Origin of the sequence: Brachybacterium sp. NBEC-018 (assembly GCF_024860185.1) — a bacterium.
GTDB classification, from domain to species: Bacteria; Actinomycetota; Actinomycetes; order Actinomycetales; family Dermabacteraceae; genus Brachybacterium; species Brachybacterium rhamnosum.
Genome location: NZ_CP100650.1, coordinates 51388 through 64482, shown reverse-complemented (window position 1 = coordinate 64482; position 13095 = coordinate 51388). Strand labels below are relative to the sequence as shown.

10 protein-coding genes are annotated in these 13095 nt (G+C 74.1%); 5 read left to right on the top strand and 5 right to left on the bottom strand.

Going from position 1 to position 13095, the window contains the following annotated elements; genetic code table 11:
• Positions 1–6 precede the first annotated feature (6 nt).
• Together NLU66_RS00265 and NLU66_RS00260 are read right to left on the bottom strand one after the other, a co-directional pair.
• Positions 7–1302: an FAD-binding protein gene (locus NLU66_RS00265; protein ID WP_259360961.1), complete on the bottom strand. Its 1296-nt coding sequence runs from the start codon at positions 1300–1302 to the stop codon at positions 7–9.
• Positions 1299–2642, bottom strand: a complete 1344-nt coding sequence (locus tag NLU66_RS00260) for an MFS transporter (protein WP_259360960.1) — start codon at positions 2640–2642, stop codon at positions 1299–1301. Before NLU66_RS00260 ends, NLU66_RS00265 begins: the two co-directional genes overlap by 4 nt.
• A gap of 211 nt (positions 2643–2853) precedes the next feature.
• On the opposite strand from NLU66_RS00260, the gene NLU66_RS00255 reads away from it, so the two are divergent.
• Complete coding sequence (locus tag NLU66_RS00255; protein WP_259360959.1) at positions 2854–4131, top strand: ROK family transcriptional regulator; 1278 nt, start codon at positions 2854–2856, stop codon at positions 4129–4131.
• Positions 4128–5654: a sulfatase-like hydrolase/transferase gene (locus NLU66_RS00250; protein ID WP_259360958.1), complete on the top strand. Its 1527-nt coding sequence runs from the start codon at positions 4128–4130 to the stop codon at positions 5652–5654. Before NLU66_RS00255 ends, NLU66_RS00250 begins: the two co-directional genes overlap by 4 nt.
• Before the next feature lie 5 nt (positions 5655–5659).
• On the opposite strand, the gene NLU66_RS00245 is transcribed toward NLU66_RS00250, so the two are convergent.
• From NLU66_RS00245 to NLU66_RS00235, 3 genes are read right to left on the bottom strand one after another with little or no spacing between them, the layout of a single operon-like run.
• Entirely contained in the window at positions 5660–6349 is a 690-nt protein-coding gene (locus tag NLU66_RS00245) for a YitT family protein (RefSeq protein ID WP_259360957.1), read from the bottom strand.
• Between the two features lie 20 nt (positions 6350–6369).
• Positions 6370–8688, bottom strand: coding sequence for a glycoside hydrolase family 3 protein (locus tag NLU66_RS00240; RefSeq protein ID WP_259360956.1), 2319 nt, complete (start codon positions 8686–8688; stop codon positions 6370–6372).
• Positions 8685–9362, bottom strand: coding sequence for a helix-turn-helix transcriptional regulator (locus NLU66_RS00235; RefSeq protein WP_259360955.1), 678 nt, complete (start codon positions 9360–9362; stop codon positions 8685–8687). The genes NLU66_RS00240 and NLU66_RS00235 overlap by 4 nt, the downstream gene beginning before the upstream one ends.
• Before the next feature lie 321 nt (positions 9363–9683).
• On the opposite strand from NLU66_RS00235, the gene NLU66_RS00230 reads away from it, so the two are divergent.
• From NLU66_RS00230 to NLU66_RS00220, 3 genes are read left to right on the top strand one after another with little or no spacing between them, the layout of a single operon-like run.
• Positions 9684–11003, top strand: coding sequence for an MFS transporter (locus NLU66_RS00230; protein ID WP_259360954.1), 1320 nt, complete (start codon positions 9684–9686; stop codon positions 11001–11003).
• Entirely contained in the window at positions 11000–12628 is a 1629-nt protein-coding gene (locus tag NLU66_RS00225; protein WP_259360953.1) for an N-acyl-D-amino-acid deacylase family protein, read from the top strand. Before NLU66_RS00230 ends, NLU66_RS00225 begins: the two co-directional genes overlap by 4 nt.
• Positions 12629–12656: 28 nt before the next feature.
• Positions 12657–13052: a RidA family protein gene (locus tag NLU66_RS00220; protein WP_259360952.1), complete on the top strand. Its 396-nt coding sequence runs from the start codon at positions 12657–12659 to the stop codon at positions 13050–13052.
• The last annotated feature ends 43 nt before the right edge of the window (positions 13053–13095 follow it).

Below are 13095 nucleotides of genomic sequence, written 5' to 3'. Positions count from 1 at the left end.
CCCGCCTCACCCCCGGCCGAGTCCGAGCATCCGCTCGAGGTAGTCGTTGCGGAGCTTCCCGGTGGGGTCGGCGTCCTCGGCCAGCGCGCGGAACGCCGGCAGCTGCGGGTACTGCTCGCGCACGGCCTCGCCGGGGAGGGTGGACCACTTGCCCCAGTGGGTGCGCGGGGCGAAGGGGGCGAGGGCCGCCTCGATGAGGGGCAGCACCTCGAGCACCGCGGCGGGATCGTTCGCCCAGGTGAGGTGGATGCCCAGAGAGTCGCGGCCGTGGGCGGGGCTCAGCCAGAGGTCGTCGGCGGCGACGGTGCGCAGCTCGGAGACGAGCACGAGGGGGGCGAAGCGCTCGGCGTGCTCGCGCAGGGCGGCGAGGGCGGCGGCGCCGTCGCGGCGGTCCACGAAGTACTCGGTCTGGATCTCGTCGCCGCGGCTGGGGTTCGCGTCGGGCCGGAAGTGGGGGAGGCGCTGCCACCAGGGGCCGGGCGCGCCGCCCTGGTCGGTCTGGTGGGGGAGCTGGCCCTCGGCGCGCTCGCCGTGCGGGGTGCGCGCCCAGCGGGCGCCGAAGCGGGCGGGGTCCAGGGCGTCGTCCCAGGCGTCGGTGCGGGACTTCAGCCAGACCTTGCCGGCTCTCTCGCGCGAGCTCCAGTCCGGCATGACGGAGACGCTGTAGGCGGCGCCCATGATCTCCTCGAGGTGCTCGAGCAGTGCCGCCCAGGGCAGCTCGAACCACACGTCCTGGCGCACCTCGAAGGAGGGCACGAGATCGAGGGTGAGGGCGGTCGTGATGCCGAGGGCGCCGAGGGACAGGGCGCGTCCGGCGAAGTCCGGGTCCTCCTCGCGGGTCCAGCGGCGCAGGGTGCCGTCGGCCGTGACCGCCTCGATCGCGCGCACGGCGTCGGAGAGGTTCCGGTGCTGCACGCCGGAGCCGTGGGTGCCGGTGGAGACGGCACCGGCGACGGAGATGTGGGGGAGGGAGCCCATGTTCGCGAGGGCCCAGCCGGTCGCGCCGAGGCGCTCGGCGAGGCGGGCGTAGATCGTCCCGCCGGAGACGGTGACGGTGCCGCCCTGCTCGTCGATCTCGATCCGCTCGGGCAGGCCCTGCACGGTGACGAGGCTGCCGTCGGTGTCCGCGACGTCGTTGAAGGAGTGGCGGGTGCCCAGCGCACGGATCCGCGTGGAGGCGGCGACGGCCTCCTGCAGCTGCTCGATGCTGCGGGGGCGCAGCAGCTCGCGGGCGGCGAAGGTGTGGCAGCCGGACCAGGTGGCGCCGGCCTGCTCGACCGGGAGGGCAGGGGTGCGGGTCATCGGTGCTCGAGCTCCTCGGGTCGGGGTGCGGGGACGGTCTGCTCGCCGGAGGGATCGGCGAGGTCGTTCCCGGAGGTCTCGCCGGCCCACCAGATGCACAGGGCGCTGATCACGCACGCGAGGACCAGGTAGGCGCCGGCGGGCCACCAGGAGCCGGCGGCGGCGGTGAGGGCGACGGCGATCATCGGCGTGGGGCCGCCGCCGATCAGCGCGGAGCCCTGGTAGACGATGCCGAGGCCGGTGTACCGCACGCGGGTGCCGAACAGCTCGGCGAACAGGGCGCTCTGGATGCTGAACATGAGACCGGTGCCGATCGCGTGCACGAGCACGATGATCGCCCAGGTGGACAGCGCATTTTCGAGGGAGATGACGGGGAAGTACAGGAGCCCGCCGCCGATCGCGCAGATCCCGATGCCGGTGAGGTAGACGGGCCGGCGCCCGATCCGGTCGGAGACCCGCCCGGCGGTGGGCAGCACGATCAGCTGCACGGCGGAGGAGATCACGAAGCCGGTGAGGATCAGGCGGCTGTCCATCCCGAGGGTGCGGGTCACCCAGGAGACGGCGAAGACGTTGATGATGTTGAAGGTGACGGCGTCGGCCATGCGGGCGCCGATCCCGATGAGCACCATCCTCGGCTGCTCGCGCAGGAGGGACAGCAGCGGCGCGGTCCTCTGCTCGCCGGCGTCCTCGGTGAAGGCGGCGGTCTCGGGCAGGTTCCGTCGGATGTAGAAGCCCAGCAGCAGGAACGGCCCGCTGAGCAGGAACGGGATGCGCCAGCCCCAGCTGAGGAGGTCGCCCTCGGGCAGCAGGGTCACGAGCGCGAAGATGCCGGTGGAGGCGAGCAGCGCGGCGGGCGTGCCGAGCTGGTGGAAGCTGCCGGCGAGCCCGCGCTTCCCCTGGGGTGCGTTCTCGAGCGCGAGCAGGGAGCCGCCGCCGTACTCGCCGCCGATCCCGATGCCCTGGACCAGGCGCAGGAGCACCAGGAGCAGGGCGCCGAGGCCGCCGGCCATCGCGTGCGAGGGCAGCACGCCGATGAGGAAGGTCCCGCCGCCGATGAGGAACACCGTGATCAGCAGGACGGGCTTGCGGCCGATCCGATCGCCGAAGTGGCCGAAGATGATCGCGCCCACAGGCCGGGTCACGAAGGCGACGGCGAAGGTCGCGAAGGATTCGAGGGCGGCGACGGTGGGGGAGGCGCCGGCGAAGAACACCTGCGGGAACACGAGCGCGGCGGCCGTGCCGTAGATCCAGAAGTCGTACCACTCGAGGAAGGCGCCGGTGAAGGCGGCGAAGGTGGCGCGCCGTGAGGTGAGCGCGGTGGTGGGAGGGGGAGCGGACATCGTCGTCGACCTTCTCTCGTCAGGGCCCCGGGAGCGGGGGGTGGCGGCGGCGTCGCCGGCCACGATCCCCTGGACGCTAAGAGGGCCGATTTTTTCCGTCAAGACGTCGACAGAAAGCCGGTGACGACGGCCGACGGCGGTTCGGGAGCGCCCTCGCGGATCTTTCTGCCGGAGGGTTGTCGGAATAAAAGGGCCTTCCTAGCCTGGGGTCATGTCCACCACCGACGGAGGTCCGCCGCTCATGCGCTGGCGGCACGAGGAGCAGGTGCTCGCCGCGCTCCGGGACCGCGGCGCCCTGCGCCGCGCGGAGCTCGGCGCGCTCGTGGGCCTCTCCCGCACCACCCTCTCCGAGATCGTCGGCGACCTCCTGCGCCGCGGCGCGATCACCGTGGTCTCCACGGACGCCGAGCACCGCCGCGGCTCCGGCCGCCCGGCGGAGCTCATCGCCCTGGACCCCCGCTCCGGGCAGTACCTCGGCCTCGACTTCACGCACGCCGCGATCCACCTCGAGGTCGTCGACGCCGGCTACGCGGTGATCGCGACGCTGCGCAGCGACCTCGGCGCCGACGCCCCCTGGCCGGAGCGCATCGAGGCGGCCCTGGGCCTCGTCGACGAGCTCGAGGCCGGCGGCACCCACCTCGGCGCGCTGCAGGGCGTGGGCGTGGGCCTCCCCGGCCCCGACTCCCCGGCCTGGAGCGGTGACCACACCGCCGCCCGCGAGGCCTCCTCCCGTGCCCGGCTCGCCGTCGAGCACGCGGTGCAGGAGCGCCTCGGCCTGCTGCCGCTGCTCGACACCAACACGCGCCTCGCCGCGCTCGCCGAGGCCGTCCCCGCCGGGCGCGCCGCGGACGGCGACGGGGCCGAGGAGCAGGTCCACGAGGACCTCGTCTACCTGCGGCTCGCCGCCGGGGTGGGCGGGGGAGTGGTCGTCGGCGGCCGGCTCGTGCACGGCGCCCGCGGCCTCGCCGGGGAGCTCGGCCACGTGGGCGTCCGCGAGGGCGGGCACCTGTGCCGCTGCGGCCGGCCCGGCTGCCTCGAGACCGTCGCCTCCCTCCCCGCCGTGATCGAGACCTGCCGCGAGCGCGGGCTCGACCTGCCCGGCGACACCGACCGCGAGCGCGCCGCCGCCCTCGGCGAGGCCGCCGCCCACGAGGACCCGATCCTCGAGGAGGTCCTGCGCGAGGCCGGCACCGCCGCCGGCCACGTCCTCGCCGCGACCGTACTCGCGCTGAACCCCGCGGAGGTCGTCGTGGGCGGGACGCTCCCGCAGCTCGCCCCCGCGATCCTCCGCCACATCGCCTCGACCCTCACGGACGAGGTCCGCACCATCGACGGCGCCCGCCCCCGCGTGCGCGCCTCCCAGCGGGGCGACTCCGGCGGCGCGACCGGCGCCATCATCGCCCTCGTCCACCGCACCTCCCTGCTCGCCGGCTACCCGGGCGGGCGTCCCGTGCTCGCCTCACCCCGACTCCGAAGGAGCCCCGCATGACCACCCCGCAGCGCAGCAACATCCTGTTCCTCATGACGGACCAGCATCGGGCGGACACGCTCGGCGCCTACGGCAACCCCTGCTCCCTCACCCCCGCGCTCGACGACCTCGCCCGCACCGGCACCCGCTTCGACCGCTGGTACACGCCCACCGCGATCTGCACCCCCGCCCGGGTCAGCCTGCTCACGGGCCAGGCCCCGTTCCGCCACCGCGTGCTCGCCAACAAGGAGCGCAACGTCGGCTATCTCGAGGACCTCGACGAGGGCACCTTCACCTTCGTCGACGCGCTCCGCGGGTGCGGCTACAACACGGGGCTCGTGGGCAAGTGGCACGCCGGCTCCCAGACCGAGGCCCGCGAGGCCGGCTTCGACGGGCCCGGCCTGCCCGGCTCCGCCTGGCACAACCCCGTCGACGCGCCCGACTACCTCGAATACCTCGCCGAGCGGGGCCTCCCGCCCTACGCGATCAGCGACCGGATCCGCGGCACCCTCCCCAACGGCGGCCCCGGCAACCTGCTCGCCGCGCGGCTGCACCAGCCGCTCGAGGCGACCTTCGAGCACTACCTCGCGACCCGCACGATCGAGATGCTCGAGACCTACGCGGAGGACCTCCGCACCGGCGGCACCCCCTTCTTCCTCCAGCTGAACTTCTTCGGGCCGCACCTGCCCTACGTGCTGCCGGACGAGTACTTCGACCTCGTCGACCCCTCGCAGGTGGAGCTCCCGCGCTCGATCGCGGAGACCTTCGCCGCGAAGCCCCCCGTGCAGGCGAACTACAGCGCCCACTGGACCTTCGACACGATGCCGCTCGAGACGACCCGCAAGCTCATCGCGATCTACTGGGGCTACGTCGCGATGATCGACCACGAGATCGGCCGGGTCATGGAGGCGCTCCAGCGCCTGGGCCTCGTCGACGACACCGCGGTCGTCTTCAGCAGCGACCACGGCGAGTTCACCGGCTCCCACCGCCTGCACGACAAGGGCCCCGCGATGTACGAGGACATCTACCGCACCGCGGGCCTGCTCCGCGTGCCCGGCGGCGTGCCCGGGCAGGTGCGCCAGGAGTTCGTGAGCCTCCTGGACTGCACCGCGACGATCCTCGAGCTCGCCGGCCTGGACCCCGAGCCCGCCGTCGACTCCCGCAGCCTGGTCCCGCTCGCCCGGGGCGAGCAGCCGGAGTGGGACGAGGACATCGTGTGCGAGTTCCACGGCCACCACTTCCCCTACCCCCAGCGGATGCTGCGCACCGACCGCTACAAGCTCGTGGTGAACCCCGAGTCCGTCAACGAGCTCTACGACCTCAACACGGACCCCGACGAGCTGCTGAACCTGTACACGCTCCCCGAGATGGCCGAGGTGCGCCGCGAGCTCACCGCCCGCCTGTACCGGAAGCTCCGGGACCGCGGCGACAACTTCTACCACTGGATGACGACGATGTTCGAGGTGGGCGAGGTCGACCACGACCCCACCCAGTCCGGTCTCGACGAGTCCACCTACGGCAGCGCGCCGGCACCCACCGCCTGAACGGCTCAGGCCCGGTACCGCCCGGGCCGGTGGTTCAGCGCGAGCACCACGTTGAGCACCACCCCGCCCAGCGCCGAGAGCAGCACGCGCGGCACGTCGAGCACGAGCAGGGACAGCAGGATCACGGCGACGTCGAGGGCCATCTGCACGTAGCCGGCGCGCAGGCCGGCCCGCTCCTGGAGGATCAGGGCGAGGATGTTGAAGCCGCCGAGGCTCGCGCCGTGCCGGAAGATGATCAGCAGCCCCACGCCCACCAGCAGGTTCCCGCCGATCACGGCGTACAGCAGGGGCACCTGCTCGAGCGGCAGGAAGCGCGGGTGGATCAGGCTGAACACGGAGATGAGGCCCACGCAGATCGCGGTCCTCACCGTGAATGCCACTCCCTTCTTCCACAGGGCGAGCGCGAAGAACGGCAGATTCACCAGGGCGAAGAGCACCGCGAACGGGGTGCTCAGCGCATGGGTGAGCAGCAGGGCGAGGCCTGCGGTGCCGCCGGTGACGGCGCCGGCGCTCTGCAGCAGGTACAGGCCCAGCGAGGCGAGGAAGGTGCCGGTGAGCACGCCGAGCACGTCCTCGGTGGGGCGGTGCGGGATGACGGCGTCGATGGGCGGGGTGTCCGCCACGGGGGAGCCGGGTGCGACGTCGGTCGGGGCCGGGGTCTCCGGTGCGGCCGACGCATCGGTGTCAGGGGACATGGCGTCACTGTAGAGCCGGCTCAGCCCGTGATGCGCACCCGCACGGCATCGGCGGGAGGCTCGAGCACGGGCTGCGTCCACAGCTCGACCTCGGCCGGCACGGCCCGGGGCGCTCCGATCGCCCAGGAGCCCAGGGCGTCGAGCCCGAGCGTGATGACCTGCTCGCTCACCCCGCGCGGCACCTCCGCCCGCGCCGCCGCGAGGACGGTGCGGGTGCGCGGCAGGATCCCCGGCTCGTGGCGCCGGCCGTACAGGAGCACGGGCACGGAGACCGTCCCGGCTCGCTCGCTCTCGATCCGCACGCGCACCTCGAGCGTGGCCCCGGCGTCGAGGTCGCCGGCGGTGATCCGCCGGTCCCCGCCGAGCATGCGGCAGCGCAGCCCGGAGGGCAGGCCCGCGCCGAGCAGCGGGCCGCGCACGGCGCGCTGATCGACGTAGCCGCGGGCCGTCTCGAGCCGCTGGTCGTGGGAGACGGGCGTCGTGCCGCTCGCCGCGGGCAGCGTCGCCGGCAGCAGCCCGTGGGTGCCGCCGTCGAGCAGCGCCTCCGCGATGGCCCGGCCGCCCGCGGGACCGGGGAAGGGGACCAGGAGCAGGGCGTCGACGAGGCCCGCGAGCTCGTCGAGGGCGCGCGGGCGGCCGTCGACGACCACGGCGACCACGGGCCCGCCGGCCTCCCGGGCCGCGCGGACCACGTCGATCTGCGCCGCGGGCAGGGCGACGTCGGCGAGGTCGACGCCCTCGCCGTTCGTCGTGTCCGCGGCGGGGCCCTCGACGGCGCCGTTGGCCGCGAACTCGTCCTCGTAGGAGCGGCGGCTCGTGCCGCCCAGCACCGCGATCGTCACCTCCGCCTCCTCCGCGGCGCGGGTCACCGCCGCGAGATCGCCGGGGTCGGCGGGGGAGCGGAGGCGGCTGCCGCGCGCATGCAGCACCGCCTCCTCGCCGAGGCGGGCGGCGAGGGCGGCGCGCACCGTGAGGGCCTCCGGATCCTCGGGGAACGGGGGCGGGGTGTAGTCGCCGAGCAGGGCGTGGAGATCATCGGCGTTGGGGCCGACGACCGCGACCCGCCGGGCGGTGAGGGGCAGCAGGTCGCCGCCCTCGAGCACGACGACGGCCTCGCGGGCGGCGCGCGCGGAGAGCGCGACCGTCTCCCGTGAGCGGGCCGACGGCCAGGTCGCGGGGGAGCGGCGCTCGTCGTCCGGCCCCGTGTTCTCCGGTCCGAGCAGCCTGAGCCGCTCCTTGAGTGCGAGCACCCGACCGGCCGCGCGGCGCAGGGTGGCCTCCTCGACGAGTCCCGCCTCGATCGCGGTCCCGACGTGCGTGTACGCCTGGTCCCAGAGGCTGAGGTCCACGCCGGCGTGGAGGGCGAGGGCCGCGGCCCGCTCGAGCCCGCTGCCGCCGTCGGACCGCCTGCCGTCGGCCGCACCCCCGTCGGACCCGCCGCCCGCGGCCGGGACGAGGCGGTCGATCGCCCCGCCGTCGGACATGACGATCCCCTCCCATCCCCAGTCCTCGCGGAGGGTGCCCGTGAGGAGGTCGCGGTTGCCGGTGCAGGGCACGCCATCCACGTCGTTGTACGCCGACATGAACCCGGCGACCCCGGCGCGCGCGGCGGCGAAGGCCGGTCGCAGGTGGATCTCGCCGAGCTCGCGCGGGCCGATCGGGGCCCCCGAGCCGTTGCGGCCGCCGATCCCCGCGCCCTGGCCGGCGAGGTGCTTGGCGACCACGGCCACGTGCGCGGCGTCGATGCGCTCGCCGGCGCCCGCACCCTGCAGACCCCCGATCGCGGCCTCGACGAGCAGCGCGGCGATCGCCGGGTCCTCGCTGTAGCACTCCTCGGCGCGGCCCCAGCGGGGGTCCCGCAGCACATCGAGGCCGGAGATCAGCAGCAGGTGGGTGCCGCGCTCGCGGGCCTCGGCGGCGACGGCGGCGCCGAGCTCACGGGTGAGCTGCGGATCCATCGCGGCGCCCTGGGCGAGGTTCACGGGGAGCATGCTCCCGCCGAGCGCCATGAGCCCGTGCGGCGCCTCCTCGACGAACAGCACGGGCAGGCCGTCGCCGTGGCCCATGACGTGCTCCTGGACGGCGGCGTAGGCCTCGGCGCTGCGCTCGGGCGGCACCCCCGTGCCCCAGCGCACGGCGGACCACGGATCCGCGCGGAGCACGCCGTAGAGGGCGCCGATCCCGCCGAAGGCGTCCACCTCGGCGCGCAGCACGTCGGTGACCTGCGGCGTGCCGTCCACCCAGCGCACGGCCTCCCAGCCCTTGAGGCGCTGGTTGACCTGGCCGGCGAGGCCCGTGACGTCGAGCCCGTCGAGGGCGCCGGGTGCGGCGGCGCTCATCGGGCGCCCGGGGCGGTGCGGCGCACCTCGTCGAGGTAGCCGTAGGTCGTCACGCGGGAGACGCCGAGGCGGGCGGAGACCTTCTCGGCGGCGCGCTTGATGTGGAAGGCGCCGCGGTCCTCGAGGAGGCGCAGCACCTCGATGCGGTCCGCCTTGGACATGGCGGCGGCGGGCTTGCCGACGGCCGTGATCGCCTCGCTGATCATGTCCTCGAGCACGCTCGAGACGTCCGGGGAGACGATCTCGTGCGGGGCCTCGTCGGCGGTGCCGGGCTGCTCCTGCGGGGCGAGGCCGGTGAGGGCGGCGATCGCGGTCTGGACGGGGGAGAGGTCCCGGTTGATGCACAGCGCCGCGATGATGTGGCCGTCGTGGTCGCGGTAGTAGACGGAGGAGCTGACGAGCTCGCGGCCGTCCGTCGTGAGGCCCCGGTAGCCGTAGGCGTTGTGGTCCTTCGTCTCGTCGCGCAGCACCTCGGCGCCGAGGTTCGTGGACGGCCCGCCCACGCTGCGGCCGCTCACGTGGCCGTTGACGATCGCGTAGACGGAGTGCTCGAGGTCGCGGGAGGAGAGGTCGTGGAGGACCACCTCGCAGTGCGGGCCGGCGGCGGCGGCGATCGCCTCCATGACGGGCGCGAGGGTGCGGTGCACCTCGGCGATGTCGGCGAAGCGGGTCATCGATTCAGGTTCCGGCTCCGGCGCCGGGACCTGCGACGGAGCAGGGGAGGGCGGGGTCGCGGCGGAGCGCGAGGTCGGTGAGGGGGTCACGGGCAGTCACTCTCCGGGATCGGCGGTGGATCCATGATCGCATCTCGGATACATAACGTTGGTCAACTAACGAGAATTTCTGTATGGTCCCCCGTAGCGTTCCTCGGCATCGGTGCCGGGACGCCCGCGCCAGACCCGTCGTCCAGCATCTGCGCCCCGGGGCACCGACGCCCCGCCCGCCCGCGCAGAAGGAGCCACACCCATGACCGCACCCCAGACGCAGGACATCCCGTGACCGCCGCGCCCCCGAGCCGCGCCCAGCGGCGCACGATCGCCGGCGGCGCGATCGGCACGCTGATGGAGTACTTCGACTACTACCTCTACGGCCTCGCCGCCGCGGCCGTCTTCCCCCACGTCTTCTTCTCCGGCGACTCCCCGCTCGTCGCCCAGCTCGCCTCCTTCGGCAGCTTCGCCGTCGGCTTCCTCTTCCGCCCGCTCGGCGGGATCGTGTTCGGCGCGATCGGCGACCGCATGGGCCGCAAGGTCACCCTGCTCGTCACCGTGATCGGCATGGGCCTGTCCACCGCCGCGATCGGGCTCATCCCTTCCGACGCCTCCATCGGCATCCTCGCCCCGATCCTCCTGGTCAGCATGCGCATGCTCCAGGGCCTCTTCGTGGGCGGCGAGATGGGCGGCGCCGCGACGATGGTCGTCGAGCACGCCCCCGCGGGCCGCCGCGGCCTCTTCGGCGCCTTCCTCATCAGCGGCGCCGGCATCGCCAACGTGCTCTCCGCCGGGATGATGGCCGGCCTCGGCGCCGGGCCCGAGTCCTTCTTCATGACCTGGGGCTGGCGCCTCCCCTTCGTGTTCTCGCTGGTCCTCTCGATCGTCGCGATCCTGCTGCGCCGCCAGCTCCACGAATCCGCCGAGTTCCAGGAGTCCCAGGAACGGGCCCGCCGCGCCGCCGGTCCCCGCCGCTCCCCGCTGCTCGAGGTGTGCCGCCACCCGCGCAACACGATCCTCGGCATCCTCATCGGCCTGCCGCAGTCGATCGCCGGCTACGTCGTGCTCACCTACGGCCTCGCCTACATGGTCTCCGGCGGCATCCCCGCACAGGTCGGCTTCATCGGCACGATGCTCGTGGGCCTGCTGCAGATCGTCGTCGCCCCCGCCTACGGCGCCCTCTCCGACCGGGTGGGCCGGCGCCGCGTCTACATCGCCGGCTGCCTCGGCTTCGCGCTGCTCGTGTGGCCCGCCTTCCTGCTCTACGGCACCGAGCAGCCGGGCCTGATCTGGCTGGGCATGATCGTGGGCTTCGTGATCCCGGGCGTCGCCATGCAGGCCACGCTCTCCACGATGCTCACCGAGATGTTCGACGTCGAGCAGCGCACCACCGGCGTCAACATCGGCTACCAGCTCTCCAACACCCTGGGCGGCGGCCTCGCCCCGCTCATCGCGACCGCCCTCGTGGGCTGGGCGAGCGGGCAGATCTGGCCCGTCATCGTCTACGTCGCCGCGGTCTGCCTGATCGGCGCGATCGCGACCGCCTGCGCCTCCTTCCGGGCCGATACGGTGGACGCCCCGAGGCTCCACGAGGAGGTGGCCGCATGACCGGGCTGCTCCTGCGCGGCGGCCACGTCCTCACCGGTGACGGCCGGCCCCCGCTGCGGGCGGACGTCCTCGTCGAGGGCGACCGCGTGACCGCCGTCCTGGCGGACGCGTCCGACGAGGCTGTCATGTCCGACGGCGCCGACGCGACTGTCGCTGTCGGCGACGTCCCGCCCGGCGTCGAGGTGATCGACGCGAGCGGCCGGCTCGTGCTGCCGGGCTTCGTCGACGCCCACTCCCACGCCGAGGGCGTCGTCTTCGACGAGCAGGTCCAGCTCGCCCTCCTGCGCCAGGGCGTGACCACCGTGATCGGCGGGCAGGACGGCGTCTCCTACGCCCCCGGGGACGGCACCTTCGCGAGCCGCTACTTCGCCCCCATCAACGGCGCCCACCCCACCTATGCCGGGCCGCGCGTGGCGGACCTCCTCGCGAGCTACGACGGCCGCGTGCCGCTCGGCGTCGCCTACCTCGTCCCCGCCGGGACGGTGCGCCACGAGGTCATGGGCGGCGCGCGGCGTCCCGCGACCGCGGAGGAGATCGCCTCCATGACCGCCCTGGTCGCGGAGGGGATCGAGGACGGCGCCGTCGGCCTCTCCACCGGACTCGACTACGCCCCCGGCATCTTCGCGGATGCCGCCGAGATCGCCGCCCTGTGCGCGCCGCTCGCCCCCGCCGGCCTGCCCTACGTGACCCACATGCGCGGCGGCTACGAGCTCAACGCGCAGGTGGGCGTCGAGGAGGCGGCGGCGATCGGGCGCAGCGCCGGCGTGCCCGTGCACCTCTCCCACTTCCACACCCCGGCCGCGGAGGCCGCACGGCTCATGACCTGGCTCGAGGGGCAGGGCGTGAGCGGCAGCTTCGACGCCTACCCGTACACGCGCGGCTGCTCGCTGCTCGCCATGACCATGCTGCCGCCGGAGTGGAACGCCCTCGATCCGGCCGTGGCGATCGAGCAGCTCGCGGACCCGGCCCGCCGCGAGGAGCTGCGCCGCGACTGGTTCCCGCAGGTCGCCCGCAACCCCAGCCTGGGGCCCGGATGGGCGGAGCTGATCACACTCGCCCACACCGCCGCGCCGGAGCTCGACTGGGCGCCCGGGCTCACGCTCGCGCAGATCGCCGAGCGCCGCGGCACCGATCCGGTGGACGCCGCGCTCGACGTGCTCCTGCTCTCGCGCCTGGACGCGAACGTCGTCATGGCCGTGCAGGACCAGCGGCCCGTCGCGGACCTCGGCGCGCTCATCGCGCACCCCGCGCACATGGGCGGCTCCGACGGCATCTTCATCGGCGCCCACCCGCACCCGCGGGCCCGCGGCACCTTCGCCGCCTACCTCGCCACCTACGTCATCGAGCACGGCCACCTCGACTGGCCGAGCGCCGTGCAGCACCTCGCGACCGCCCCGGCGGACCGCTTCCACCTCGGCGACCGCGGGCGGATCCGCCCCGGGGCCGTCGCCGACCTGATCCTCGTCGACCCCCATCGCGTGCGGGAGGCGGCGAGCTACGACTCGCCCCTCGAGCTCGCGGAGGGGATCGACGACGTCGTCGTCGGAGGGAGGCCCGTCCTGCGCGGCGGCCGCCTCACCGGCGAGACACCCGGCGGCGGCGTGCGCGCCACCGCCGCCCCCTGACCGCACCACCCCATCACCGAGGAGAACCATGAGCACCCAGAAGCCCGTCAAGCAGGCCGTCGTCACCGACCGCGCCCCCCAGCCCGCCGGCCCCTACAGCCAGGGCATCGTCAGTGGGGACCTGCTGTTCACCGCCGGTTTCGGCCCGCAGGACCGCGCGAACGACAACGCGGTCGCCCCCGACGTCGCCGAGCAGACCCGCCAGGTGCTGCGCAACATCCAGGCCGTCCTCGCCGAGCACGGCGCGACCCTCGACGACGTCCTCAAGACCACCGTGCACCTCGCCGATCTCGCCGACTTCGCCGAGTTCAACGACGCCTACCGCGAGTTCTTCACGGAGCCGTACCCGGTGCGCACCACCGTCGGCTCGCAGCTCGCGAACATCCTCGTCGAGATCGACGTCGTCGCCCGCATCGGGGCCTGAGCGATGCACGCGCGGGACAGCGGACCGGGGGGCGGCGGGGCAC